Raw genomic sequence first — 25,731 nt, forward strand, 5'->3', positions numbered from 1 at the left:
TGTGGGAGCGGGTTTACCCGCGAACACCGGCAAAGCCGGTGCCACACACCGCGGTGCTTGCTTCGCGGGTAAACCCGCTCCCACAGAATGGCTTTTTGCTACAGAGCGGTGGTGAATTGGCCTCTGGGTTATTGTCGGGATTGGCTATCGTGGGCCGTGTAGAGGGGCGTTAGTGTAGGCCCCTTCCACAGCCTCAGGAGGCCTACCGTGCACAACCGAATCGAATGGGCCAGGCACGCGCCCGAAGCCCGTAAAGCCATGCTTGGCCTGGAACAGGCCCTGGCCAGTAGTGGCCTGGAAAGCGACCTGCTGGAACTGGTCCGCCTGCGCGCCTCGCAGATCAATGGCTGCGCCTACTGCGTCAACCTGCATGCCAACGACGCGCGCCAGGCGGGCGAAACCGAGGCGCGCCTGCAAACCTTGTGCGTGTGGCAGGAAACCGCCTACTTCACGCCCCGTGAGCGGGCCGCCCTGGCCTGGGTGGAAAGCCTGACGCGGCTCCCGGAGCGCGGTGCGCCGCAGGCCGAGTACGAAGCCCTGCACGACCATTTCGAGCCTGGCGAAGTGGTCAACCTGACCTTGGCCATTGCCACCATCAATGCCTGGAACAGGTTCGGCGTAGGCTTTGCGATGGTACCCGCCTGACCGCCCACCCGGTGCTTCAGTGCTGGGCCAGCAGCGCCCGGTAGCTGCCCGGGCTCTGGCCAGTCCACTTCTTGAAAGCGCGGTGGAACGCGCTGGGCTCCTGGAAGCCGGCCTGTTCGGCAATCTCGGCGATGCTCAGCACGCCCTCGCGCAAATGCTCAAAGGCCCTGGCGCGGCGCACTTCGTCCTTGATCTGCTGGTACGAACGGCCCTCACGCTCCAACTGGCGGCGGAACGTGCTGGCGCTGATGCCTTGCTGTTGCGCCAGCACCGCCAGGGTGGGCCACTGCCCATGGCGCCGGGCACGCAGATGGCGGTAAACCTTGGCGACCAGGCCATCATGGTTGCGAAAGCGGATCACCAGGCCCTGAGGTGCGCTGCGCAAAAAGGTTTTAAGGGCAGCCACGTTCTGCACCACGGGCAACTGCAGGTACCCACTGTCGAACTCCACTTCGGTGCGCCCGCTGCCCAGCCGCAGGTCCGGCCCCCACAACAGCAGGTCGTCCTCCTGAGCCGGGCGCCCGACCGCCAGTTCGGTGCGGTCGATGGCAATGCGCCGCCCGGCCAGCCAGCAAAGCATGCCAATCATCAGTACCAGGTAGGTTTCTTCGGCATAAACACGGGTCAGAGGGTCCGGGATACTCGATTGCACGCTCAGCAGCGCCCTGCCACCGCGCACGCTCAGGCTGCCGCGCAGGTCACGCAGGAACAGGCCGAACCCTGCCAGGCACTGGCGCAGGGCTTTTTCCAGGCTGGGCTCCAGGATCACTCCCCGGCAGATCAGGGCAAAGCTGCCCAACGGCATGCCATGGCTGTCCAGGCAGAAGAACTCGTCGTCCAGGTGCTGGATCAGGGCGAGCCACAGCCTGGCAACTGCCTTGGCCGGCACGCGCCCCTGCGGCTGCTGCAGCACGTGCGGGTCGATGCCCGCCGCCCGCAGGTATGAGTCGCGCACGGTGGGGTCGTTGCGCAGTGCGTGCAGCATGGGGCTGAGGAAGTACACGGCGACCGAATCGCTATCGCGCATGGTGGTGTTCGCTGTCTATGCTGAGTGGCAAAAAACGCCAAGGGTTCTGAACAGTTCCGGCATAGGCTGCAGCGGTGCCTTTGCCTAGACTCGGACCCACTCCCGGGTCACCGGCCATTCTCGCAGAGGCTGGGCCGGTCCCGCCATGCTTTAGCTTCTGGAGCGCCCATGAGCAGCAAAGAAATCTACGTGGTCAGTGCCGTCCGTTCCGCCATCGGTGGCTTTGGCGGCGCACTGAAAGACTTGCCGTTGGCCGACCTCGCCAGCACGGTTACCCGGGCCGCCATCGAGCGTTCAGGTGTGGCAGCCGAACACATTGGCCATCTGGTGATGGGTACGGTCATCCCCACCGAACCGCGCGATGCCTACCTGGCGCGGGTGGCGGCCATCAACGCCGGCTTGCCGAAGGAAACCCCGGCGTTCAACGTCAACCGCTTGTGTGGTTCGGGCCTGCAGGCCATTGTTTCGGCAGCCCAGTGCCTGCTGTTGGACGATGCCGAGGTGGCCGTGGCCGCTGGCGCCGAGTCCATGAGCCGCGGCCCCTACCTGTTGCCACAGGCCCGTTGGGGCGCGCGTATGGGGGACCTGAAAGGCATCGACTACACCGTCGGGGTACTGCAGGACCCGTTCCAGCACTTTCACATGGGTATTACCGCCGAGAACGTCGCCACCCAGTGCGGCATCACCCGGCAGATGCAAGATGAACTCGCCCTGGTCAGCCAGCAGCGCGCAGCCCGCGCCATCGCCGAGGGCCGTTTTGCGGGCCAGATCGTGCCGCTGGAGCTGAAAACGCGTAAAGGCACGGTGCAGTTCAGCGTTGACGAGCACGTACGCGGAGATGTCACCGCTGAGCAACTGGCGGGCATGAAACCCGTGTTCAAGCCAGACGGTTCGGTCACTGCGGGCAACGCCAGCGGCATCAACGATGGCGCTGCCGGCCTGGTACTGGCCAGTGGCGATGCGGTCAAGCGCCTGGGCCTTATGCCGCTGGCGCGTGTGGTGGGCTATGCCCACGCGGGTGTAGAGCCGGCGCTGATGGGGCTGGGGCCGATCCCGGCCACCCGCAACGTGCTGGCGCGCACGGGGCTCAAGGTGCAAGACCTGGATGTGATCGAGTCCAACGAGGCCTTTGCTGCCCAGGCCTGCGCCGTCACCCGTGAGCTGGGCTTGGACCCGGACAAGGTCAACCCCAACGGCTCGGGCATTTCCCTGGGCCACCCCGTGGGCGCGACCGGGGCAATCATCGCCACCAAGGCCATCCACGAACTGCAACGCATCCAGGGGCGTTACGCCCTGGCCACCATGTGCATCGGCGGCGGCCAAGGCATTGCCGTCGTCTTCGAACGCGTCTGAACAGGGCTGCCCCATGAACATCGAACACATCGCCGTGATCGGCGCCGGCACCATGGGCAACGGGATCGCCCAGGTCTGTGCCATAGCGGGTTACCCGGTTGTGCTGGTGGATGTTGCTGACGCGGCGCTGGAGCGCGGTGTCGCCACCTTGAACAAGAACATGCAGCGCCAGGTGAGTAAAGGCACGCTGACCGCCGAGCAGGCAGCCGCCGCCAGCGCCCGTATCCGCACCACCACCGACTATGCCGGGCTTGGCACTGCGCAGCTGGTCATCGAGGCTGCCACCGAAAACCTGCAGCTCAAGCAGCGCATCCTCCAGCAAGTGGCGGCCAACGTTGCCACTGACTGCGTGATCGCCACCAACACCTCGTCGCTTTCAGTGACGCAGCTGGCCGCCAGTATCGAGCACCCGGAGCGCTTTATCGGGGTGCACTTCTTCAACCCCGTGCCCATGATGGCACTGGTCGAGATAATCCGCGGGTTGCAGACCAGCGACGGCACCTACGCCCAGGCGCTGCTGTTGACCGAAAAGCTCGGCAAGCGCCCGATCAGTGCCGGTAACCGCCCCGGCTTCGTGGTCAACCGTATTCTGGTACCAATGATCAACGAAGCCATCTTCGTGCGCCAGGAAGGCCTGGCCAGTGCTGAAGACATCGATACGGGCATGTGCCTGGGCTGTAATCAACCCATCGGCCCGTTGGCACTCGCTGACCTGATCGGCCTGGACACTTTGCTGGCGATCATGGAGGCCTTCCACGAGGGCTTCAACGACAGCAAGTACCGACCTGCCCCTCTGCTAAGGGAAATGGTTGCGGCGGGCTGGCTCGGGCGCAAGAGCGGCCGCGGCTTCTTCACCTACTGAGGCGATGCGCCATGCCCCCACTCGATGCCGCGCTGCGCTGTGCCAATTTTGAAGAGCGACGTGACCGGGCCATGGCGCTGTTCGCAGAAAAAGGCTTCGGCCAGGTCAGCATGCGCGAACTGGCCGCCCACATCGGGCTGAGCGCCGGCTCGCTGTACCACCACTTCCCCAGCAAGCAGGACCTGCTGTTCGACCTGATCGAGGAGCTGTACGAAGAGCTGCATGCCACCCTCGGCCAAAGCCGCCAGGCGATGGCACGTGGGGTATCGGCGCTGAGTTGCCTGGTTGCGGCGCACTGGCAATTGCATGCCGAGCGGCCCTTGCAGTTCCGCCTGGCAGAGCGTGACCTGTGCTGCCTCAACGAGGCGCAGCAGGCACAGCTGGCGGCTTTGCGTTCACGGTATCAGGCGGAGTTGTTGCGGCTGATTGCACCGCAGGCCAGGCTGAACAAACAGGCGTTGCTGGCCACCGCGCAGGTGTTGGCAACGTTGCTGAATCAGTTGCCGGGCATGCTCCAGGCATTGCCCGAGCGCGAGGGCCTGGCCCTCATGGAACGCATTGTACTGGGCGGGCTGGAGCGGGCCCTGGCTTAGGCACCCCACTTTTTGGCAACGTTACCCCCGCCCTGCATCAGCACAGCTGGTTCTGGATCTGATCGCGCAACGTGTTCAGGTCGAATGGCTTGGCCAGAATCGGCGCCTTGCGCGCGATAGGGCTGCCAGACTCAAGGATTTCCGCCGGGTAGCCACTGATGAAGATCACCTTCAGGTCCGGGCGCAACTTTACCGCGGGCTCGGCGATGTCTACACCGGAAATGCCGCCAGGCAAGCGGAAGTCGGTCACCATCAAGTCGAGGTGCGGCTTGCTCGCCAAAATGGCGAACGCCTGCTCGCCGTCTTCCGCCACCAGCACGTGGTAGCCCTCACCGGCCAGGTAGTCCCGCAGAATCATGCGGATTGCCGGCTCATCTTCCACCACCAGCACCACATCTTGCGCATCTTCACTCATATCGAAACCTTGAAATTCTTGCAGTTGGCCATCAGACCCCAGGCTCAGGCAGAGGTTGCCCGCACCTGATCGTTTTGTTGTTCTCGCTCACCGAGCGGTAATTGCAGGGTGAAGGTGGCACCTTCGCCCTCCTCGCTTTCCACCACTATACGCCCGCCATGGGCCTGTACGATCTGGTCGGAAATGTACAACCCCAACCCCAGCCCGCCTGTGGCCTGCTGCGTCGCCACCCGCTCGAACTGCTGGAAGATGCGCCGCTGGTTGGCGGCACCAATACCGATGCCGTGGTCCCGCACCTGGACGCACGCCATGTCGTCCTCCTGGAACACGCGAACCTGTACAGGTTTGCGTTCGCCATAACGCAAAGCATTGGACAACAGGTTGGCCAGTACTTGTTCAATCCGAAATTCGTCCCACTCACCGTGCATAGGCCCAGGGCACTGCAACTCGATACGCGTGTCCAGCGCAGCGGCCTGGGCAGCGAAGTTTTCCGCCAGGCCACGCACAAGCTGGCACAGGTCGAATGCCTTCGGGCGCAGGGACAGTTTGCCGGTGCGGATGCGCGAAACGTCGAGCATGTCTTCAATCAGGCGGATCAGGCTGTTGATCTGCCGTTCATCGCGCTCGACCATGGCCTGGAGCTTGTCGCGGCTGAAGGCATCGAGGTTGCCGCGTGCCAGGTGCAGCTTGCGCAGTTGGGTTTCCAGAATCAGGCCATTGAGCGGGGTGCGTACTTCGTGGGACACGATCGACATGAAGTCGTCACGCATGCGCACGGCACGCTCAAGCTCCCCACGTGCAGCCTGCAACTGGCCAAGCAGCTGTTCCTGCTCCTGACGGCTGCGCTCCAGCGCCTGCAACTGCCGGTCCAGCACCTTGCGCTGGCGGTAAAGGTCGACGAACACCGAGACCTTGCTCTTCACCGCGAAGGTATCCAGCGGCTTGTAGAGAAAATCCACTGCCCCGCTTTCATAGCCCTTGAAGGCATAGTCCTTCTCGCGCCCGGCTGCGGTCACGAACACGATCGGAATGTTGCGGGTTTTCTCTGTGCCACGCATCAGTTCGGCCAGCTCGAACCCATTCATGCCGGGCATCTGCACATCCAGGATCGCCAGGGCGAACTCGTGCTCGAGCAACAGCGACAATGCGGCTTCGGCGGACTGTGCCTGGTGCACCTCACGGTCCTCGCCCTGGATCAGGGCGTCGAGGGCCAGCAGGTTCTCCGGCAAATCATCGACGATCAGCAATTTGGCGATGGTGTGGCTTAGCATGCGCTGGGTTCCAGGGTTGCGAGCAACTGCTCGATGCCGCTCAGAGGAAGAATATGGTCAGGCCTGTGCAGGGCCAGGGCGGCCTCCGGCATCAGCGCAACCTGTGCGTCGCGGGGGTCTTGGACAATGGTCCGGCCGCCGCTGTTCTTGATGTAGGCCAGCCCTTCGGCGCCGTCTTCATTGGCACCGGTGAGCAGTATACCCAGCAGGCTTTTGCCAAAGGCGTCCGCTGCCGACATGAAAAGGTAGTCGATGGAAGGCCTGGAAAAATGCCGCGGGGGCTCCTGGCTCAGCGACAGGGTCAGGTCACGCTCTACCGACAGGTGGTAGCCAGGGCCGGCCACGTAGATCGCCCCCGGCTGCAAAGGCTGCTTGTCACGCGCTTCGCACACCGGCCGGCCAAGCCGGCGTTGCAACACATCGGCCAGGTGGCTTTCGCGGTTGTGCGGCAAGTGCAGCAGGCACAGGACCGACACTGCCATGTCGGCCGGCAGCCCGCCCAGCACCTTGAACAGCGCTGTCACGCCGCCTGCCGAGGCGCCAATTACCACAGCACGGATACCCTTCATAGCTTGCGGTAAATCCGCTCGGGCCGAACCCAGGGCTCGAAGCGCTGGCCGTAGGCAGAAAAGTCGATCGACTCCTTGCTGCCCAGCACCAGAAAGCCGCGGTGGCACAACGATTCATGGAACAGGCCCAGGGCGCGGTCCTGCAATGCCTTGTCGAAATAGATCAGCACATTGCGGCAAGAGACCAGCTGGGTTTCAGAAAACACACTGTCGGTGGCCAGGCTGTGATCGGCAAAGGTCACCTGCTCGCGCAAGGTGCTGTCCATGATCGCGTTGCCGTAGGCTGCCGTGTAGTACTCGGCGAAGTCCCGGCGCCCACCCGCCAGCCGGTAGTTCTCGGCATATTCACGCATGCTCTGCATGGAATAGATGCCTTGCTTGGCTTTTTCCAGCGAATGAGGGTTGATGTCGGTGGCATAGATGATGGTGCGCTCCAGCAGGCCCTCCTCGCGCAGCAGGATGGCCATTGAATACACCTCTTCACCTGTGCTGCAGCCTGCGATCCACACCTTGATCGACGGCCAGGTGTGCAGCAACGGCACCACCTCCTGGCGCAAGGCCAGGAAGTGGCCGGGGTCTCGGAACATCTCGCTGACCGGGATCGTCAGGTACTGCAGCAACTGCATGAACATGCTCGGGTCGTGCAGCACACGCTCCTGCAGGGCCGAGACGGTATGGCAGTCGAACTGGCGCAAGGCATGCAGGATCCTGCGCTTGATCGAAGCACCGGAATAATTGCGAAAATCGTAGCTGTACTTGAGGTAGATCGCCTCGATCAGCAAACGGATTTCAATGTCGGTGTTACGTTCGCTACTCAAATTCGCTCCAGTTGCGGTAGCCATACGCGGATCAACGAGAACAGGCGGTCCAGGTCGATGGGTTTGGCCAGGTAGTCGTTGGCACCTGCCTGCAGGCAGCGGTGCTGGTCATCCTTCATGGCCTTGGCGGTCACGGCGATGATCGGCAGCTTGCGCCAGCGCGGTTGCTGGCGGATCAACCGGGTGGCCTCGAAGCCATCCATTTCCGGCATCATCACATCCATCAGCACCAGGTCGATGTCTTCATGCTGCTCCAGGCGCTCGATGGCTTCACGCCCGTTGCGGCCAATCTCGACGATGGCACCTTTGTGCTCCAGGGCGCTGGTCAGGGCGAAGATGTTGCGCACATCGTCGTCCACCAGCAGGATCTTGCGGCCTTCGAACACCTTGTCGCGGCTGCGCGCGGTCTTGAGCATGCGCTGGCGCTCATGGGAGAGCTGCGATTCGACCTTGTGCAGGAACAGCGTCACCTCGTCGAGCAAACGCTCCGGCGAGCGTGCGCCCTTGATGATGATCGAGCGCGAGTACTTGAGCAGGTCGGCCTCTTCCTCGCGGGTGAGGTTGCGGCCGGTGTAGACGATGACCGGCGGGAACGAGCGGATGTCTTCTGCCGTCATGCGCTTGAGCAGTTCGTTGCCCAACATGTCGGGCAGCTTGAGGTCGATGATCATGCAGTCGTAGATGTTCTCGCGCAGCAGTGCCAGCGCCTCCTGCGCCATGCCCACTGCAGTGATCTCGACATCGTCGTCGCCAATCAGGCGCGCGATGCTCTCGCGCTGCAGGTCGTCGTCTTCCACCAGCAGAATGTGCTTGAGCTTCTGAGTGAGCTTGGCCTCCAGCCGGGCGAACACTTCCTTGAGTTCCTCACGGCTGGTGGGTTTGACCGCATAGCCCACCGCGCCCATGTGCATGGCCGCCTCTACACGGTCCTCCACCGAAATGATGTGTACCGGGATGTGCCGGGTATTGGCCTGCTCCTTGAGGCGCTGCAGCACCGTGAGCCCAGAGTGGTCCGGCAGGCGCATGTCGAGCAGGATGGCGTCGGGGATGAACCGTGCGGCCAGCTCGAAGCCTTCGTCGGCGCCATGGGCCACCAGGCAGCTGTAGCCCAGTTCATGAGCCAGGTCGAACAGGATGCGCGCGAAATTCGGCTCATCTTCGATTACCAGGATGCAGCGGTTGGCGAACGGCGCACGCTCGCGGTCATCGGTGAAGGCCAGCGGCGGCGCCTTGGGCGCGAGGGCGGATGGCACGGGTGCCAGGGGTACTGGCTCTGCTGCCGGGCGCAGGTTCAGGGGCTGGAACTGCTGCTCGACGGCATCATGGTGCTCCGGCAGCGTCAGGCTGAACACACTGCCCTCGCCGGGTGTGCTGTCGACGGTAATCTGCCCACCCAGCAGGCGGGCAAGGTCACGGGAAATCGACAGCCCGAGGCCCGTGCCGCCGTAGCGGCGGTTGCTGGTGCCATCCACCTGGTGGAATGCGCCGAAAATCGCCTGCTGCTGGTCGCCGGCGATGCCTATACCGGTATCGCGCACGGTGAACGTGATGCCCGTACCGGGCGTGTAGCCGATGTTCAGGCTGACCTGCCCGCGCTCGGTAAACTTGATGGCGTTGGACAACAGGTTCTTCAGGATCTGCTCCAGGCGCTGGCGGTCCGTAAAGAGGGTGGCCGGGACCTGGGCGTCGGCGGTGACCTCGAAGGCCAGGCCTTTCTGACCGGCCAGCGGCCTGAACATGTCGCGCAGGCCTTCGACCAGGCGCTCGACGTGGGTGGTTTCGGGTCGCACTTCGAGCTTGCCGGCCTCGACCTTGGCGATGTCGAGAATGTCGTTGATCAGGTTGAGCAGGTCATTGCCCGCCGAATAGATGGACTCGGCGAACTTGACCTGCTCCTGGCTAAGGTTGCCTTCACCGTTCTCTGCCAGCAGTTTGGCCAGAATCAGCGAACTGTTGAGCGGGGTACGCAGTTCGTGGGACATGTTGGCCAGGAACTCGGACTTGTATTTGCTTGATCGCTGCAACTCGTCGGCGCGGGCCTGCAACTCGGCCTGGGCACGGCTGAGTTCCTCGTTCTTGAGGTCCAGGGCGTCGGTGCGATCGGACAACTGCTCGTTGGTCTGCTCAAGTTCCGCTTGCTGGGTTTCCAGGTAGGCCTGGGATTCCTTGAGCACGCGCGACTGTTCTTCGAGTTCTTCGTTGGCCGTTTTCAGCTCTTCCTGCTGCACTTGCAGTTCTTCGTTGAGCTGTTGGGTTTCGGCCAGTACTTCCTGCAGGCGCTGGCGGTAGCGGGCGGTTTCGATGGACATGCCCAGGTTGCCAGCCACGCGCTCGAGCATCTCGGCATCACGGTCCTGGAGCGGTCGCAACAACCCTAGCTCGATGACACCGTTGACCAGGCCGTCCTCGGTCGCAGGCACAATCAGGCCACTGCGCGGCAGGCCGCTGCCCAACCCGGAAGCGAGACGGTAGTAATCCTGGGGCAGATCGTCCAGGCGGATGATGCGCTCTTCGCGCACCGCCTGCGCCAGCAACCCGTGATGGTCGCCCAGGCGCTGCTCACGCGCCTGCTCTTCGGCGCCCAGGCCATAACTGGCGACACGCACCAGGTTGCCGTGCTCGTCGCGCACATAAACCGCGCCTACCACGCTGCCCAGATAGGAGGCGAAAAAGCGCAGGATGTTGTCACCCAGCATGGGCAGTGTCAGTTGCCCAAGCACCTGCTGAGCCAGTTGCGTCTGGCCGTTGCGCAGCCACGCCTGATGTTCCAGCCGCTCAGCGGCACGTTGCTGCGCCCGCAGGTTCTGGTCGTAATTGCTGGAAAGCGCAATCAGGTCGCGGCGGCCGAGGTAGGCGAGCAGCGCGCTGAGCCCGATAAGCAGAATAATGAAGGCGGCAATGGAGGTAACGGTAATGGTGCTGACCGACTCGTTACGCGTCAGGCGCAGTTGCTGTTCTGCACCGATCAAGTCCTCGAACTCCCGGCGGATTTCATCGGTCAGGCGCTTGCCGCGGCCTTTGCCGATCATATCGCGGTAGTCACCCTCGCCGCGCCGCAGGCTGATCATTTCTGCGCCGAAATCGTTCCAGGCCCGCTGCAGCGCGATCAGCCGATCAATCCGGGCGACTTGCAGCGGGTTGTCTTCCACCAACCCGCGCAGGCCCTGCAGGCTGTTGAAGATACGCGGCTTGGCCACTTCGTACGGGTCCAGGAAACGCTCATCACCACTGATCAGAAACCCGCGCATGCCGGTTTCCATGTCGATGGACAGTTTCAGTGTCTCGTTGGCGTCGCTGATCACCCGGTCGGTGTGCTCCACCCACTGCATGGCCGAGAGCAAATAGTTGATCACGGCAACGAACGCCACGGCGCCCAGCAGGCCCAGGCCCAGTGGCAGGCCAATATTGCGGCTCAGCAGCCTGCGAAAGCTGCGTTGGTCCATCGAGGCTGCTTGAATCATGTGATAACGCCCGAGCAATTAACGTCCATGTAGGCCATGGCCGATCATTCGTTATTGTGAGCCACCGCCTGCGTGAAGCAAATCCTGCCTGGTCGGTCAGGGCGGGGCATTTAGCCAGTATTTGAAAGATGCCTGCGCCAATCGTTCCATCTAATTGATGAGAAAGGTATCCTCGGGAACTTCTGGGGCCTTTCAGCGTACAGATTAGAGACACTATTAATGACAGGATCCCAACCATGCCCCTTCTGGTAGTCGAAGACGACGACATCGTACGCATGCTCATGGTCGATGTGCTCGAAGAACTCGGCTACGAGATCATCGAAGCAGAAGACGCTACGTCTGCCCTGCGAGTACTCGAGGACGCTAACCAGCACCTGGACCTGATGATAACCGATGTGGGTTTGCCCGACATTCGGGGTGAAGAGTTGGCGGCCCGTGCGCGGGGCTTGCGCCCGGTGCTCAACATCATGTTCGCCAGTGGCTATGCCGACAGCTTCGATCTGCCGGAGGGCATGCACCGGATCAGCAAGCCGTTCAGCATCGATCAGCTCCGGGACAAGGTGGCCGCGATCGTGGGCCCAGGTGCGGGGGACGAGGGTTAACAGGTTTCGCCCGCTGTTTCGCGTCGCAACAGGTACGTGTCCATGATCCAGCCTTTGCGAAGCCGCGCGCCGGCCCGCAGTTCAAGGATGCGCGCTTTGACGGCCTCCAGAGGGCCGGCGACCAGCAATTCGTCCTCGGTGCCCAGGTAGGCGCCCCAGTAGATCGTAAGGGCCGGGTCATTCAGGGTGGCGAATGCGCACTGGCCATCGAGCATGACTACCACGTTGTCAATTCGATCGACCCCCGCCAATTGCCGCCCGGGCAGTATTAGCAGAGGCTCGCCAATGCGGTTGAGGGCTATCCGGTGACGCGCTGCCAATACTTGCACGCTGCTGATACCAGGGATGACGTGCACCTGCAGGCGCACACCCTGCTCTTGCACCCGCGTTAAAATACGCAGCGTGCTGTCGTACAGCGTTGGCTCGCCCCATAACAGGAACGCGCCGCACTCGCCCGCAGCGATGTGTTGCTCGATCAACGTGGCATAGACGGTGGCGCGCTCGCGGTGCCAATCACGCACGGCCCCCACGTAGTCGGCTGGGTTGCCTTCCCGTGTAGGGTCGGGCATTTGTACCAGGCGGTAGCCGCCCTCCGGGCGGTAGCGTTCGAGGATACGTTTGCGCAGGTGCAACAGGTCTTGCTTGTCAGGGCCTTTGTCCATGATGAAGAGCACGCTGGCGCGGCGCAGGGCGGTGACTGCCTGGTAGGTGACCTGGGCGGGGTCGCCCGGGCCGATGCCGATGAGCAAGACTTCTTTCACACGTGTGCCTTCCAGACTGTTTGATTCGCGGATTCGTAGGCGCGAGCATAGCGTGCGATGCGCAGGTGGTTTTGACAAATCATGATGAAACATGAACACCTGCTTCACACATTTTTCACACCGCCGGGGGCATCATCAACACAGCTAAAGGATTAGCGACCCCATCAAGCGCCCGCACACGCGGGCCTCTAATTCCAACGCCCTGCCCCGTGCAGGGCGTTTTATTTGCGCAATCGATTCACTGCCGTATCATGGGCAGCCTGTCCGTTTTGCCGGGGTACCACTCCCGGCCCGTCTCAGGAGTACACATGAGCCTGCACGATCTGCAAACCCTGCCGGGCGTGACCGCCCAACCCGATACTGCCACCGCCCAGTTCGTGTTCAACCACACCATGCTGCGGGTCAAGGACATCCAGAAATCGCTGGACTTCTACACCCGTGTACTGGGCTTCCGCCTGGTGGACAAGCGCGATTTTCCCGAGGCCGAATTCAGCCTGTACTTCCTAGCCCTGGTCGATCCACAGCACATTCCCGAAGATGACCACGCACGCCACCAGTGGATGAAATCGATCCCGGGTGTACTCGAGCTTACTCACAACCACGGCACTGAAAGCGATGCCGGTTTTGCCTATCACGATGGCAATACCGACCCACGTGGTTTCGGCCATATCTGTGTCTCGGTACCGGATGTCCGTGTCGCCTGCGCACGCTTCGAAGCCCTGGGCGTACCCTTCCAGAAGCGCTTGCAGGATGGCCGCATGAACCACCTGGCCTTCATCAAGGACCCTGATGGCTACTGGGTTGAAGTGATCCAGCCCACCGACCTCAAGGGCTAAGGCCCTGCCAGGCTCGCTCGTCGGGCCGAATTTCCCAGGCACCCCGCTGTGGTATATGGAGTGAAGGCTTCACCTGCCACAGCGAGGTACTGACCATGCAATCCCTGCACTGTGAATACCGCCAGCACATCATCACCGCCAGTGTGATGCCCCACCCCGACTCGCCCCTGCCCTATAGCGCCGGCTGCCTGATTACTGCCCCTGATGGGCACATGAGCAGACGCCTGTCGATGCCGATGCAGTTTTTCTCCGACCTTGGCAATGCCCAGCACGTATCGCTGGCCCACGGTCGCGCACTGGTCGATCGCCAGCTGGACGATGGGCAGCAGGTGTTCTGAGGCATCGTGATCGGGCATCAGGCGTCCCTGGCGTAGGCCACAGCTGCCTGCACCTGGCTGTGCGTGGGCCTCACACCGGTGTACAGCACAAACTGCTCCAGCGCCTGCAAGGCGATCACCTCCAGGCCGGTGATGACCGGCTTGCCCAACGCGTGGGCGCGGCTGATGAGTGGCGTTTGCGCAGGCATGGCGACCACATCGAAGACCCGCTCGGCCGCGGCGATGGCGTTTTCGCTGAATGCCAGCTGATGGGCCTCCGGGCCGCCGGCCATGCCCACCGGTGTAACGTTCACCAGCATCGGTGGGCACAGGTCGCCCAGTTCGGGTAGCCAGCGATAGCCGCAAACATCCGCCAACTGGCGGCCCGCCTGCTCGTTACGGGCGACGATGATGCCTTCTGTAAAGCCTGCATCGCGCAGGGCGCTGGCCACCGCCTTGGCCATGCCGCCGCTGCCGCGCAACGCAAACGCGGTACCAGGGTCGACCTGATGCTGGCTCAGCAACTGGCGCACGGCCATGTAATCGGTGTTGTAGGCCTTCAGGTGGCCGTCGGTATTCACCAGCGTGTTGACCGACTCGATGGCGGCTGCGGAAGGGTCGATCTCATCCACGAGCGCCATGCAGGCTTCTTTGTAGGGCATGGAGACCCCGCACCCGCGAATGCCCAGTGCGCGGATACCCGCCACCGCAGCTGGCAGGTCATCGGTGCGCATGGCCTTGTAGTAGAAGTCCAGGCCGAGCTGTTGATACAGGTGGTTATGAAAGCGCACACCAAAGGTGCCAGGGCGGCCTGCCAGGGAAATGCACAGTACGGTATCCCTGCTGGGGGTGGTGGACATGGGTGCTCCTCGGTCATGAGTAAAACGATTGAGCAGCGTACCAGAGCGCTCCATTTGTCGCCCCTTACACAACCTTTACCCTTCCCCCATACACAGCTGACCGAGTGCCGAGTCATAGTAAGCAGGCCCCGACTCGGGGTTTTCCATGAGGTTGCTCCATGAACCGTAATATTGCCGCAATCGCACTGCTGGCCGGCGCCTTGGCCATCAGCGGGCCCGCTGCTGCCCATGGTCGCGGTTGGGCCGGGCCCGGGCCCCTGCTGGGTGCCGCTGTGGTCGGTGCAGTGATCGGCGCCACGGCCTACGGCGGCCATGACCGCACCGTTTACGTCGAACGCCCGCCCGTGTACTACGCGCCACCACCGGTTTACGTACAGCCACCGCCCCAGCCGGTGTACTACCAGCCTTACTACGCGCCCGCCCCGCCACCGCCGCCGGGCTACCGCGCCTACTATGGCCCGCCACCGGTCTATTACGGCCCACCCCGTTGGTAAGGTTGAAAGAACTGATAACGACTATTGAGCACGTTGATTTCTCATGCCACGCGCTGCTGGCTAAGGTAGAGCCATGTTCCACAGGAGGCACCCATGGCCACTATCCAGATCATGTCCGTTGTCGGCAGCGCAGTGCCTACCCCGCTGCGGGAGCAGGGCCTGTTGGCCTGCTGGTACCTGATGCGCAACGGCGAAGCGGTGAGTGGCCCGTTGCGTAGCCTGGCATCGGCCAAAGCGCTGGCCGAACAGTTGCAACCCGGCATGTTGCTGGCATGACACCCCATTTGATGCGTTGCTCCCTCCCTTGTTGCCCGCCTTCGTGCGGGCTCTTTTTTTGCGGTTCGGTGCACGCCGTTTTCATCGCTACTGCGGCCAGTACCAAAAAGCGGTAACCTTCCAAGGCTGAGCATTCGTCCGCCCGCTGACGAACAGCGTTGGTCTTTCCGGACGAGGCTTCCTGCATATGACCGCATTGGTCGATGATTTTCGTGATAGAGCCGTGGATGTCATGGCCAGGGGCGGTTCGATTCTGCCGCTACTCGAAGCCTTGGTCATTGCCCTGGCTGCGGGTATTCCCGGCAGCCATGTGGGTGTCAACATCCTCGACAAGCCGGGTAAAACCTTTCGGTACTCGCTCTTCCCAAGCCTGCCGGCCGACTTCAGCAAACAATTGGTGGGCAACCCGATTACCGGCAAGCGCGGCTCCTGCGGCCTGGCGATTTTAAGTGGCAAGGTCATAGAGGTGCCTGAAGTCGCCACCGATGCGCGTTTTTCTCCCGAATGGAAAAACCTGTTTCACCAGCACCGCTTGCTGGCACTAGCCTCATTCCCTGCCTTGAGCAAAGAGGGCGATGTGCAGGGTACGCTGGCCGTCATCTACGACCCGCAGAGGCCACCCAGTGCCGAGCAGCGCCACGCCATCACCTGCGCTTCACGGCTGTGTGCGCAACTGTGTGCCTACAGCCGCACCCAGGAAGCTAACCAGATACTCATCGCGGAACTCGATCACCGCATGAGAAACCTGTTCAGCACCATCGGTGCGGTCGCGGTGCTCACAGCAAGGCACTACCCGGAGTTCCCGCAGTTTCGTAGAACGCTGGATAACCGCTTGTTGATGATGCAGAAAGCGCACGCGTTGGCGTTGGCCGACAAATCATCGCGCCTCACTGAGTTGCTGGCTGAAACCCTGGCCCCGTACATGGCAGAGACGGCAGGCTGCTACTCGGGCCCCGACATCATCCTGGCGCCCGAGGCTGCCTCCGCATTGGCGTTGGTTTTGCACGAACTGGCAACCAACGCCGCCAAGTACGGGGCATTCTCCCAGCCTGGGGGCGCGGCGACTATCCGCTGGCACCTGGAAGACCATGCCGAAGAAGGCTGCCAATTCAGGTTCGCATGGCAGGAACACAATGGCCCGCCGGTCTGCCCTCCCCAGCGCAAAGGGTATGGTTCGCTGATGATTCACGGCAGCTTGCGCAATGCGTTCGATGGGAAGGCGGAATTTGCCTACCACGTTGAAGGGTTGCGCTGCACCATCAGCGCCCCGTTCAGCGCACGCCTGGGCAAGGCGGCCGAGGGCGAGTGCGTACTCATATGACTTGGGGCCGCCTTGCGCCTCGGATTAAATTCTCTTCACCTTGCGCCCTTTTGGAATAAGGCATTCGACAGCTGTTCAGCCATACTCCAGAATGCGCCGGTTCTGGGCAAAACCCTCGCACAGCCAACGACATACCAACCATTAGTGAGTCACAACGTGAAAACAACCCTGTCCATCCTCAGCCTGCTGCTGTTGTTCACAGGTACCGCAACCCAGACGTCGATTGCTGCTGCCGCTCAGCCTCACGCCCAACTTCAGCGCGACCCTGCCAAACTGCACCTGGCATCGGGCAGCGCGTTGCTGATCGACCTGAACACCAACCAGGAACTGTATTCAAGCCATCCAGACCGCGTGCTGCCCATCGCCTCGGTCACCAAGTTGATGACGGCGATGGTGGTGCTTGACGCGAAGCAGCCGATGGACGAAATGCTGACCATGACCATCGCCAACAACCCGGAGATGAGAGGCGTTTACTCCCGGGTGCGGCTGGGCAGTGAACTGAACCGCCACGAAACCCTGCTGATTACCCTGATGTCATCGGAAAACCGTGCGGCCACCACCCTGGCCAACCATTACCCTGGCGGCTACCCGGCGTTCATCAAGGCAATGAATGCCAAGGCCCGCAGCCTGGGCATGACCCACACACGCTATGTGGAGCCTACCGGGCTGTCCACCCAGAACGTCTCCACCGCGCGGGACCTGACCAAGCTGCTGATGGCATCGCGCAAGTACCCCATGCTCAGCAGCCTGTCGACCACGCGTGAAAAAACGGTGGCCTTCCGCAAGCCCAACTACACCCTGGGTTTCCGCAACACCGACCACCTGGTCAACAAGAGCAACTGGGACATCAAGCTGACCAAGACCGGGTTCACCAACGAGGCGGGGCACTGCCTGGTGCTGTTGACCCGCATGGACAACCGCCCTGTGGCGATGGTGATTCTCGATGCGTTTGGCAAGTACACCCACTTCGCCGATGCCAGCCGTATGCGCCAATGGCTGGAAACCGGTGCGACCAAGCCGGCCCCGGCCGTGGCCATGCAATACAAGGCCGATAGACACGGCAAGGGCCGTGTGGCGGCGGAGTAGGCCTTACAACAGGTCAGGCCTCGGCGCTGAACGTGGCGCCGGCGCTGCTGCTGCCGCTGTCCTTCAATAGCTGCAGCAATTGCCCGGAGGCCGCCAAGATCTGCCCGCTGAGGTTGGCGATGCTGGCTTGCTTGGCCGCCACCGCAGCGGCCTTGGCGGTGTCCTCCATGTTGCTGGCCATCAGTGCTGCCAGCTGCTTCTGCTCCTCGGCCAGCTGCTTTTGCAGATCCTTGATCAATTGCCGCAGTTGCTTCACCGCTTCCGATTCACCCAGGTCGCTGGCCTCGGTGTCTTGCGCCTGGCTAGCCTTGGAAATCCGCATGCTGTCGCTGGGGATGGTCACAGCACCGCCAGGGGCGGCGGCCTGAGCAGTAGCGGCGGCCTCACTCAGTGCCTGGGCCGAGACCCCATTGATCATCAGGTTGCCTGCGTTTATCCCTGCCATGTGGGCTCCCTTCAAAGGTTATGTTCGTCCTACCTCTGCCTATCGGCCGCCGTGGCCGGGTCTTTAGGCTGCTAAATTCCCTATCCCCTGGCTCGTTCCAAAACATGTATCAGCGCTGGCGCGCTCACATTCGACCTTCAGGGAATTGCAGCCATGACCCAGGCCTCACAGCAGGAAACTATCAAAGATCTGATCGGCGTGGGCTTTGGCCCCTCGAACCTCGCCCTGGCCATCGCCTTGGAGGAACTCGCCGAAGTGCAGGGCCATGCACTGGATGCACTGTTCATCGACAAACAGCAGGACTACCGCTGGCATGGCGAAACCCTGGCGACCCAGAGCGAGTTGCAGATCTCGTTCCTCAAGGACCTGGTGTCGCTGCGCAACCCCACCAGCCCCTACAGCTTCGTCAACTACCTGCACCAGAAGCAACGCCTGGCCGATTTCATCAACCTGGGCACCTTTTACCCGTGCCGCCTGGAGTACAACGATTACCTGCGCTGGGCTGCGGAGCATTTCGCCACCCAGGCCGTGTATGGCGAAGAAGTGCTGCGCATCGAGCCCGAGGTTGTAGCCGGCCGCGTCGAACATTTGCGGCTGGTGTCGCGCGACGCCCAGGGCCGGGAATACAGCCGTCGTACCCGTTCGGTGGTGGTGGGCAGTGGTGGCACCCCGAAAATTCCGCAGAAATTCGGCGCGTTCAAGGATGACCCCCGGGTATTCCATCACTCCCAATACCTCAGCAGCCTGAAGAAACTGCCTTGCACCGACGGCAAGCCCATGCGCATTGCAGTGATCGGCTCGGGCCAGAGCGCCGCAGAGGCATTCATCGACCTGAATGACAGCTACCCGTCGGTCAAGGTGGACATGATCCTGCGTGCCACGGCCCTGAAGCCCGCAGACGACAGCCCGTTCGTGAACGAAATCTTTGCCCCGGACTACACCGACCTGGTCTTCAACGAGCCGGCCGATCAACGCAGCAAGTTGCTGGGTGAATACCACAACACCAACTACTCGGTCGTGGACCTGAACCTGATCGAACGCATCTACGGCGTGCTCTACCGGCAGAAGGTCGCCCACCAGCACCGTCACAACGTGCTGTGCCGGCGCCAGGTGGAAGCGGTGGTGGCCACCCGCGACGGGCTGGAGCTGACACTCAGTGACCTCGCCACCGGCCAGCAGCAGACGCACCGCTACGACGCCGTGATCCTGGCGACCGGCTACGAACGCCGCTCGCACCGCGAGCTGCTGGCGCCGCTGGCAGGCTACCTGGACGACTTCAACGTCGACCGCAATTACCGGGTACTGGCCAGCCCCGATCTGCAGGCTGCGGTGTATCTGCAAGGGTTCTGTGAGAACAGCCACGGCCTGAGCGACACCCTGCTTTCTGTGCTGCCATCGCGTGCAGCAGAAATTGGCCGGGCCCTCTACCACGACCTGTCGCACCTGCAAGGCAAACCGCAACCTGCTGTAGCGCTGACCAGCGCCTGACCCACCTTTTCCAGGCCGGCCCATGGTTCCACCACGGGCCGGCTTCGGCCATCTGAAACATTTGCTTGCATTTAAAACGACGGTTTTTTGATTCTCATTCGTCCTTATCAGTACAGCCCTTTTTGGTTGGGCTCACGCTCGACTATCCCCTGCAGAAGACTGTCTGATGGCCAAAACACCGAAAAAATCCAAGTCCAGGTTGTGGTTCCTGGTCCACAGCTGGCTCGCCTTGCCGATCTGGTTCTTCGTGCTCATCGTTTGTTTCACTGGCATGCTCGCCGTGGTCAGCCAGGAGATCGTCTGGCTGGCCGACCCGGCGGTGCGGGCGAACAAGCCTGATGGCGACGTGCAGCGTATGACATTCCAGCAGGTACTGGATGCCCTGCATGAAGCCAAGCCAGACATGATCGTGGGTGGCCTCAGCCAGCCAGATGGCTCGCATTTCGCCGTCAAGGCCAATGTCACCCTGCCAGACGGCACCAGCCCGACGCTTTATGTAAACCCCTACACCGGCGCTATCCAGGGCAAGACCCCGGACTTCAACTTCGAGGCATTCACCCGCGCGCTGCACGGTTGGTGGCTGGTGCCCTTCACCAATGGCTATAGCTGGGGGTGGTACCTGGTCTCGATACTGGGCCTGCCCATGCTGGCCTCGCTGGTGACCGGGCTGGTGGTGTACAAGAAGTTCTGGAGAGGTTTTTTCAAACCCGTACGCACTGGCCATGGCTCGCGTATTTTCTGGGGTGATCTGCACCGCCTGGCGGGGGTCTGGTCGATCTGGTTCATCGCGGTCATCTCCATTACCGGCACCTGGTTCCTGATCCAGGCGGTGCTGGGGGACAACCACATCACCCTCTCCAGCAGGCCAATCGTACCGGTCATCGCCCGTGAGGAGGTCCCGCAAAACCCTGACGGCACCCCTGCCCCGCGCATCGATGTGGACGAGGCCGTGCGCCTGGCCAGCATGGCAATCCCCGGATTGGAGGTCAGCTTCGTGACCCTGCCGTCCACTGCCTACAGCCATATCAGCCTGTCGGGCCCAGGCTGGTACCCGCTGATGTACCAGAATGCGGCAGTGAACCCCTATACCCGCAACGTCGACAGCCGCTTTCTGATCAGCGACCGCTCTGCGCTGGAGTTTGTCACCGAGTCCATGCGCCCGTTGCACACAGGCGATTTCGGCGGCCTGCCGATCAAGCTGGTGTGGTTCTTCTTCGGGCTGGTGCTGACATTGATGGTGTTCAGCGGCCTGCTGATCTGGACCAAGCGCACGGCCCAGGCCACTGCAGCCGCGCTCAAGCGTGGCGAACGCGCTACCCGTCCCGCACGGCGTGAAACCCCCGTGGAGATCCATTCATGAGACATGCCCAGCCCCTCCCTGCCAGTCCGCTGAAACAGGCCTGGCTGAAATGGCGCTTTCACCTGAACATCCTGCTGATCCTCATTCCGCTGGGCTTCATGCCCAAATATTTTGCCGATGCCAGGCTGTTCCGTGGCGAAGCCGGCCTGGGGGCCAACATCGTGCACGACATCCAGGTCGGCCCGTACACCCTGGACCTGGCCGAAATGCTTGATGAAGCGCCGCTGGCGGACGGCCCGGCAGGTTACTTCAAGGATTTCAACGCAGCACTGTGCAAGGCCTGCATCCAGGACGTGAAGGCGACCTACCTGCGTATCGGCAAACCCCGCAGCCTGCGCGCTGCCGGCACTATTTTCTTTGGTGCGCCCTACAACATGAGCACCTCACTGCCCATTCCCCCGCGCACCAGCCCCGACGCCCAGATCTGGATCACCCTGGAAGGCTGGGACGGCAGCATGCACCAGGCTTCGGTCCCACTGGCCCAGGCATCGCCCTCTACCGTGGCGTGGCTCAAGAAACAAGGAGGCAAGAAATGAAACACCTGATGCGCACCTTCGCGCTACCGATGCTGCTACTGGCCGCCGCCCCGGCGATGGCCCACAACCCCATGTGCGAATGCGAGGAACTTGCCAGCGGCCAGGTCAAGTGCACGGGGGGCTTCTCCGATGGCAGCGGCGCCCCTGGCGTAACCCTGGACGTGATTGGTTACGACGAGCAGGTGCTGGTCGGCGGCAAGCTGGGGGAAGACTCGACCCTGACCTTCAAGCGCCCTGATGGCGAGTTCTATGTGCTGTTCGACGCCGGCCCCGGGCATGTGGTGGAAGTCGACTACGCCGACATCCCACAACCATGAGCCGCGCCCAGGTGATACGCCCGGCGGGTGCCGGGCACGAAACGCTGTACGTGCTGCTGGTCAGCGCACTGATCGTGTTGCTGGCAGCAGGGGTGGTGGCGCTGCGTGGCGAGCGTGAAGACGAGCAGGCCATAGAGCGCCACCAGCTCGATGCACGTCGCGACCTAACTGCGGCCGAACAGGGGCTGTATACCGACCTGCGGGTGGCCTTCGATGAAATCCAGATGCTGCGCGAAGAGCACCAGGCTGCCCCGGGTGTGCAGGCGCTGGCCGAAGACGGCCTGCCGCCTTTCGTCGATGACGCCGGCAGCCAGAGCCGCGGCAACCATCAGTGGACGTGGCTGCAGGCCGGCGCCTACCTCGGCCGCAGCCAGGCCCAGGACATCGCCGGCAGCCTGCTGCTGATCCTGCCCGCTGGCAACGACGGCCAACCGGATATCTGGCTACGCCGCGACAGCAGCCACATGCCACCTGACGACCTCGGCCAGGCAGCCTTGATTGCAGCGGGCTGGCGGCAGGTGGTCAGCCACTACGACGCCGGTGTCACCCGCGAACACCGCCACTGAACCCAAAAGGACTTCCCATGTTTCGCTCCGCCCTCGCCCTGCTTCTGGCCATCGCCCTGCCGGCCACGGCCCTGGCCGACAGTGGCAAGCCACTGCGCATCGGCATCACCCTGCACCCGTACTACAGCTATGTGAGCAATATCGTCGCAGACAAGGCCGAAGTGGTGCCGTTGATTCCCGCGGGCTTCAACCCCCACGCCTACGAGCCCCGGGCTGAGGACATCAAGCGCATCGGCACGCTGGACGTGGTGGTGCTCAACGGCGTCGGCCACGACGACTTTGCCGACCGCATGATCGCCGCCAGCGAAAAGCCCGGCATCGCCACCATCGAATCCAACCAGAACGTCCCGTTGCTCGCCGCCACAGGCATCGCCGCACGGGGTGCGGGCAAGGTCGTCAACCCCCATACCTTCCTGTCCATCAGCACCACCATTGCGCAGGTCAACAACATCGCCCGCGAGCTTGGCAAGCTGGACCCGGCGAACGCCAAGTTCTACACGCAGAACGCCCGCGCTTATGGCAAGCGCCTGCGCACCCTGCGGGCCGAGGCCCTGGCCAAGGTGACCGAGGCACCCAGCGCCACCTTCCGCGTGGCCACCATCCATGCCGCCTACGACTACCTGGTGCGCGACTTCGGCCTGGAAGTCACCGCGGTGGTAGAGCCGGCCCATGGCATCGAACCCAGCCCCGCCCAGTTGAAAAAGACCATCGACCAGTTGAAGGCGCTGGATGTGCGGGTGATCTTCTCGGAGATGGACTTCCCTTCCGCCTACGTGGAAACCATCCAGCGCGAGGCCGGCGTTCGCCTGTACCCACTGACCCACATCTCCTACGGGGAATACACCAAGGACAAGTATGAAGTGGAGATGAAGCGCAACCTCGATACCGTGGTGCGTGCCATCCAGGAGAACCGCGCATGACCGCCGCCGCCCACGTGCAGCCGGCTTGTGGCCCGGCCATCGAGTTCGGTGGCATCGACCTCACCCTGGGGCGCACGCGCATTCTTGAGCAGGTGGCCTTCAGCGTCGCGCCCGGCACCGTGCACGCCATCGTCGGCCCCAATGGTGGCGGCAAGAGTTCGTTGATCAAGACACTGCTTGGGCAGATGCCGCACCAGGGTCAGTTGACCCTGCGCTGGCCGGGCGAGCAGGAGGTTATCGGCTATGTGCCGCAGGCGCTGGAATTCGACCGTGGGCTACCCATGACCGTCGATGACTTCATGGCCGCCATGTGCCAGAAACGCCCCGCGTTCCTGGGCTTGTCCCGGCGGGTGCAGCCCGCCATCGACGCCGCGCTGGCGCGGGTCGGCATGCTGGACAAACGCAAGCGCCGCATGGGCGCGCTGTCGGGTGGCGAACGCCAACGGGTGCTGCTGGCCCAAGGCCTGATCCCCGAGCCGCAATTGCTGGTGCTGGACGAGCCCATGTCGGCGCTGGACGAGGCAGGCATTCAGGTTTTCGAGCAGTTGCTGGCCGGTTGGCGCCAGGCCGGCACAACAGTGCTGTGGATCGAACACGACCTGGAGGCGGTGCTGCGCCTGGCAGACCGGGTCACCGGCCTGAGCCGCAAGGTGCTGTTTGACGCACCGCCCGCCCAGGCCCTCACGCCCGAGCGCCTGCTCGGCCTGTTCTCCGTTCACCCGCGCAGCGAGAGCCTTGCCTGATGAGCTTCGAATCCTTCCGTCAACTGGTCCAGCAGTGGGCCACATTGGGCTACCTGCCGGAGGCACTGGCCTACGGTTTTGTGGTCAACGCCTTGCTGGCAGGCCTGATGATCGGCCCGGTCCTGGGTGGGCTCGGCACCTTGGTGGTGGTCAAGCGCTTCGCGTTCTTCTCTGAAGCGGTCGGCCATGCGGCCCTCACCGGCGTGGCAATCGGCATCCTGCTGGGCGAGCCCTATACCGGCCCCTATGGCAGCCTGTTTGGCTACTGCCTGCTGTTCGGCATCCTGCTCAACTTCCTGCGCAACCGCACGGGGCTGTCGCCGGATACGCTGATCGGCGTGTTCCTGTCGGTGTCCCTGGCCCTCGGGGCCAGCCTGCTGTTGATGCTGGCCGGCAAGATCAACGTGCACATCCTGGAAAACGTGTTGTTCGGGTCGGTGTTGACCGTAAGCGGCCAGGACCTGGTCGTGCTCGGCATCGTCGCTGCGCTTGTACTGGCCCTGGCCTTGCCGTTGTACAACCGGATCATGCTGGCCAGCTTCAATCCGCAGCTGGCTGCCGTGCGCGGCGTAGCGGTGAAAACCCTGGATTACCTGTTCGTGGTGCTGGTCACGCTGGTCACCGTGGCCTCGGTGAAAGTGATCGGCGCGATTCTGGTGGGTGCCCTGCTGGTGATCCCCGCTGCCGCCGCGCGGTTGGTCAGCCAGTCGCTCAAAGGCTTCTTCTTTTTGTCGGTGCTGATCGCCACGCTCAGCACCCTGCTCGGTATCTTGCTGCCCATCGTCTGCGACCTGCCGGTGCCTTCAGGCGCCGCGATCATCCTGGTTGCCGGCATCTGCTTCGCCCTCGCGGCACTGGCCCGCGCCCTCGTCCCACGCCTGCAAGGAAACCCGGCATGAACCTGAAACGCCTGACCCTGACAGTGGCCCTGGCCAGCCTGCCGTCGCTGTCGTTCGCCACCCAAGTGCTGACCGCCCTGCCCGTGACCCATAGCCTGGCGAGCGCCCTGCTGGACGGCACCACGGTGGAGCTGAAGCGGGCAGCACCGGCCAACCTGCCTGCCAGCCGGCAACCGTCGTACTTCAGCGGGCGCGGCGGCGCCAGTTTGCAGAAGGCGGCTCAGCAGGCCGACGCGGTGATCGGGCTGCGCTCCCTATGGCGCGACGACCCGCTTTACCCGGTGGCCAGGCGCAGCAATATCCGCATCGTGGAAATTGATGCGGCGCGCCCCGTCGACGGTGCACTGCCGGGCATCGCAGTGAGCGGTGACGATGCCCATGCCGCCTACCCCTGGCTGAACCCCACCAACCTCGGGCGCATGGCGGATGTGATGGCCAATGACCTGGAGCGGCTTTCGCCCCAGGACAAAACCAGGATCCAGAGCAACCTGGCGGGGCTCAAGCGCCAACTGCTGGAGCTGGCCGCCAGCAGCCAGACCCGCCTGGCCAAGGTCGACAACCTGACGGTGGTGAGCCTGTCGGAGCGGCTGAGCTACCTGGCCAGCGGGTTGAACCTGGATGTGGTTGAGCAACCGCTGCCGAACGATTGGGATACCGCCGCGCTCGAGGCGCTGGGGGCAAACCTGAAGGCGCAGGATGTGGCCCTGGTGCTGGACCATCGGCAGCCAGAAGCTGCCGTGGCTGAGGTGATCAGGGCATCCGGGGCCAAACTGGTGGTGGTGGAGAGTGACCCTGAGGATGCGCTGGGGGGGCTGAAGGCCAGTGTCGACCAGGTTATCAAGGCGCTGGTCGACAGTTGATGCAGGGTGTGCCGGCTTCAGCTGGGGCAT

At 62.9% G+C, this 25,731-nt stretch carries 29 protein-coding genes; 20 read left to right on the forward strand and 9 right to left on the reverse strand.

Annotated features, from left to right (window positions below; translation table 11 throughout):
- Nucleotides 1-207 precede the first annotated feature (207 nt).
- Nucleotides 208-645 carry a carboxymuconolactone decarboxylase family protein gene (locus IAE36_RS03795; protein ID WP_028634397.1) on the forward strand — a complete coding sequence of 146 codons (438 nt, stop codon included), beginning with the start codon at nt 208-210 and terminating at the stop codon, nt 643-645.
- Nucleotides 646-661: 16 nt separating this feature from the next.
- Here the strand turns inward: IAE36_RS03795 and IAE36_RS03800 are convergent, their stop codons facing one another.
- A complete protein-coding gene (locus tag IAE36_RS03800; RefSeq protein ID WP_201210319.1) occupies nt 662-1,672 on the reverse strand; it encodes an AraC family transcriptional regulator in 1,011 nt (336 codons plus the stop codon).
- A gap of 168 nt (nt 1,673-1,840) precedes the next feature.
- Here IAE36_RS03800 and IAE36_RS03805 point away from each other — a divergent pair, with 168 nt between their 5' ends.
- The 3 genes from IAE36_RS03805 to IAE36_RS03815 are packed head-to-tail and all read left to right on the forward strand — an operon-like array spanning nt 1,841 to nt 4,480.
- Nucleotides 1,841-3,025, forward strand: a complete 1,185-nt coding sequence (locus IAE36_RS03805; RefSeq protein ID WP_201210321.1) for an acetyl-CoA C-acyltransferase family protein — start codon at nt 1,841-1,843, stop codon at nt 3,023-3,025.
- A gap of 13 nt (nt 3,026-3,038) precedes the next feature.
- On the forward strand, nt 3,039-3,887 hold the full coding sequence (locus IAE36_RS03810) for a 3-hydroxybutyryl-CoA dehydrogenase (protein WP_028634400.1): 849 nt from the start codon (nt 3,039-3,041) through the stop codon (nt 3,885-3,887).
- 11 nt (nt 3,888-3,898) lie between these two features.
- Complete coding sequence (locus IAE36_RS03815; RefSeq protein WP_201210323.1) at nt 3,899-4,480, forward strand: TetR/AcrR family transcriptional regulator; 582 nt, start codon at nt 3,899-3,901, stop codon at nt 4,478-4,480.
- A gap of 37 nt (nt 4,481-4,517) precedes the next feature.
- Here the strand turns inward: IAE36_RS03815 and IAE36_RS03820 are convergent, their stop codons facing one another.
- Genes IAE36_RS03820 through IAE36_RS03840 form a run of 5 tightly spaced genes read right to left on the reverse strand, consistent with a single transcriptional unit; the run spans nt 4,518 to nt 11,014 of the window.
- A complete protein-coding gene (locus IAE36_RS03820; protein ID WP_028634402.1) occupies nt 4,518-4,895 on the reverse strand; it encodes a response regulator in 378 nt (125 codons plus the stop codon).
- Between the two features lie 44 nt (nt 4,896-4,939).
- The gene (locus IAE36_RS03825; protein ID WP_201210325.1) at nt 4,940-6,166 is read right to left on the reverse strand and encodes a hybrid sensor histidine kinase/response regulator; all 1,227 of its coding nucleotides are present in this window, start codon (nt 6,164-6,166) and stop codon (nt 4,940-4,942) included.
- Nucleotides 6,160-6,735: a chemotaxis protein CheB gene (locus tag IAE36_RS03830; RefSeq protein ID WP_201210327.1), complete on the reverse strand. Its 576-nt coding sequence runs from the start codon at nt 6,733-6,735 to the stop codon at nt 6,160-6,162. The genes IAE36_RS03825 and IAE36_RS03830 overlap by 7 nt, the downstream gene beginning before the upstream one ends.
- Nucleotides 6,732-7,553, reverse strand: coding sequence for a CheR family methyltransferase (locus tag IAE36_RS03835; protein WP_028634405.1), 822 nt, complete (start codon nt 7,551-7,553; stop codon nt 6,732-6,734). Before IAE36_RS03835 ends, IAE36_RS03830 begins: the two co-directional genes overlap by 4 nt.
- Entirely contained in the window at nt 7,550-11,014 is a 3,465-nt protein-coding gene (locus tag IAE36_RS03840; RefSeq protein ID WP_201210329.1) for a response regulator, read from the reverse strand. Before IAE36_RS03840 ends, IAE36_RS03835 begins: the two co-directional genes overlap by 4 nt.
- Before the next feature lie 236 nt (nt 11,015-11,250).
- Between IAE36_RS03840 and IAE36_RS03845 the strand changes: the two genes are divergently transcribed.
- The gene (locus IAE36_RS03845) at nt 11,251-11,616 is read left to right on the forward strand and encodes a response regulator (RefSeq protein ID WP_060481248.1); all 366 of its coding nucleotides are present in this window, start codon (nt 11,251-11,253) and stop codon (nt 11,614-11,616) included.
- Here the strand turns inward: IAE36_RS03845 and cobF are convergent.
- The gene (gene cobF, locus IAE36_RS03850) at nt 11,613-12,377 is read right to left on the reverse strand and encodes a precorrin-6A synthase (deacetylating) (RefSeq protein WP_201210331.1); all 765 of its coding nucleotides are present in this window, start codon (nt 12,375-12,377) and stop codon (nt 11,613-11,615) included. The two genes, IAE36_RS03845 and cobF, sit on opposite strands and share 4 nt — an antisense overlap.
- A 308-nt stretch (nt 12,378-12,685) precedes the next feature.
- Between cobF and gloA the strand changes: the two genes are divergently transcribed.
- A complete protein-coding gene (gloA, locus tag IAE36_RS03855; protein WP_028634409.1) occupies nt 12,686-13,213 on the forward strand; it encodes a lactoylglutathione lyase in 528 nt (175 codons plus the stop codon).
- A gap of 95 nt (nt 13,214-13,308) precedes the next feature.
- Nucleotides 13,309-13,551 carry a hypothetical protein gene (locus IAE36_RS03860; RefSeq protein ID WP_060481246.1) on the forward strand — a complete coding sequence of 81 codons (243 nt, stop codon included), beginning with the start codon at nt 13,309-13,311 and terminating at the stop codon, nt 13,549-13,551.
- A gap of 17 nt (nt 13,552-13,568) precedes the next feature.
- Here IAE36_RS03860 and IAE36_RS03865 read toward each other — a convergent pair whose 3' ends face one another.
- Entirely contained in the window at nt 13,569-14,390 is an 822-nt protein-coding gene (locus tag IAE36_RS03865) for a shikimate 5-dehydrogenase (RefSeq protein WP_201210338.1), read from the reverse strand.
- Between the two features lie 158 nt (nt 14,391-14,548).
- Between IAE36_RS03865 and IAE36_RS03870 the strand changes: the two genes are divergently transcribed.
- From IAE36_RS03870 to pbpG, 4 genes are all read left to right on the forward strand, one after another.
- Nucleotides 14,549-14,884, forward strand: coding sequence for a hypothetical protein (locus IAE36_RS03870; protein ID WP_201210340.1), 336 nt, complete (start codon nt 14,549-14,551; stop codon nt 14,882-14,884).
- Nucleotides 14,885-14,977: 93 nt separating this feature from the next.
- Nucleotides 14,978-15,160 (forward strand): hypothetical protein, encoded by a 183-nt coding sequence (locus tag IAE36_RS03875; protein ID WP_060481243.1) that lies wholly within the window; start codon nt 14,978-14,980, stop codon nt 15,158-15,160.
- A 187-nt stretch (nt 15,161-15,347) separates the two neighbouring features.
- The gene (locus IAE36_RS03880; RefSeq protein ID WP_201210342.1) at nt 15,348-16,481 is read left to right on the forward strand and encodes an HWE histidine kinase domain-containing protein; all 1,134 of its coding nucleotides are present in this window, start codon (nt 15,348-15,350) and stop codon (nt 16,479-16,481) included.
- Between the two features lie 156 nt (nt 16,482-16,637).
- On the forward strand, nt 16,638-17,567 hold the full coding sequence (gene pbpG / locus IAE36_RS03885) for a D-alanyl-D-alanine endopeptidase (protein WP_201210349.1): 930 nt from the start codon (nt 16,638-16,640) through the stop codon (nt 17,565-17,567).
- A 13-nt stretch (nt 17,568-17,580) separates the two neighbouring features.
- Here pbpG and IAE36_RS03890 read toward each other — a convergent pair whose 3' ends face one another.
- Complete coding sequence (locus IAE36_RS03890; RefSeq protein ID WP_201210351.1) at nt 17,581-18,012, reverse strand: hypothetical protein; 432 nt, start codon at nt 18,010-18,012, stop codon at nt 17,581-17,583.
- 153 nt (nt 18,013-18,165) lie between these two features.
- Here IAE36_RS03890 and IAE36_RS03895 point away from each other — a divergent pair, with 153 nt between their 5' ends.
- The 9 genes from IAE36_RS03895 (at nt 18,166) to IAE36_RS03935 (ending at nt 25,701) form a co-directional block, all read left to right on the forward strand.
- Nucleotides 18,166-19,500, forward strand: coding sequence for a lysine N(6)-hydroxylase/L-ornithine N(5)-oxygenase family protein (locus IAE36_RS03895; protein WP_201210352.1), 1,335 nt, complete (start codon nt 18,166-18,168; stop codon nt 19,498-19,500).
- Between the two features lie 166 nt (nt 19,501-19,666).
- Nucleotides 19,667-20,860 carry a PepSY-associated TM helix domain-containing protein gene (locus IAE36_RS03900; RefSeq protein WP_201210354.1) on the forward strand — a complete coding sequence of 398 codons (1,194 nt, stop codon included), beginning with the start codon at nt 19,667-19,669 and terminating at the stop codon, nt 20,858-20,860.
- Nucleotides 20,857-21,396: a thiamine pyrophosphate-binding protein gene (locus IAE36_RS03905; RefSeq protein WP_201210356.1), complete on the forward strand. Its 540-nt coding sequence runs from the start codon at nt 20,857-20,859 to the stop codon at nt 21,394-21,396. The genes IAE36_RS03900 and IAE36_RS03905 overlap by 4 nt, the downstream gene beginning before the upstream one ends.
- Nucleotides 21,393-21,713 (forward strand): hypothetical protein, encoded by a 321-nt coding sequence (locus IAE36_RS03910; protein ID WP_060481237.1) that lies wholly within the window; start codon nt 21,393-21,395, stop codon nt 21,711-21,713. Before IAE36_RS03905 ends, IAE36_RS03910 begins: the two co-directional genes overlap by 4 nt.
- Nucleotides 21,710-22,279: a DUF6162 family protein gene (locus tag IAE36_RS03915; RefSeq protein ID WP_201210358.1), complete on the forward strand. Its 570-nt coding sequence runs from the start codon at nt 21,710-21,712 to the stop codon at nt 22,277-22,279. The genes IAE36_RS03910 and IAE36_RS03915 overlap by 4 nt, the downstream gene beginning before the upstream one ends.
- Before the next feature lie 17 nt (nt 22,280-22,296).
- Nucleotides 22,297-23,199 carry a metal ABC transporter substrate-binding protein gene (locus IAE36_RS03920; protein WP_201164123.1) on the forward strand — a complete coding sequence of 301 codons (903 nt, stop codon included), beginning with the start codon at nt 22,297-22,299 and terminating at the stop codon, nt 23,197-23,199.
- A complete protein-coding gene (locus IAE36_RS03925; protein ID WP_201210360.1) occupies nt 23,196-23,942 on the forward strand; it encodes a metal ABC transporter ATP-binding protein in 747 nt (248 codons plus the stop codon). The genes IAE36_RS03920 and IAE36_RS03925 overlap by 4 nt, the downstream gene beginning before the upstream one ends.
- Nucleotides 23,942-24,841, forward strand: a complete 900-nt coding sequence (locus IAE36_RS03930) for a metal ABC transporter permease (protein WP_060481235.1) — start codon at nt 23,942-23,944, stop codon at nt 24,839-24,841. Before IAE36_RS03925 ends, IAE36_RS03930 begins: the two co-directional genes overlap by 1 nt.
- Nucleotides 24,838-25,701, forward strand: a complete 864-nt coding sequence (locus IAE36_RS03935) for a metal ABC transporter solute-binding protein, Zn/Mn family (RefSeq protein ID WP_201210369.1) — start codon at nt 24,838-24,840, stop codon at nt 25,699-25,701. Before IAE36_RS03930 ends, IAE36_RS03935 begins: the two co-directional genes overlap by 4 nt.
- Nucleotides 25,702-25,731 lie beyond the last annotated feature (30 nt).

Source organism: Pseudomonas sp. S36 (assembly GCF_016647875.1).
GTDB lineage: Bacteria > Pseudomonadota > Gammaproteobacteria > Pseudomonadales > Pseudomonadaceae > Aquipseudomonas > Aquipseudomonas parafulva.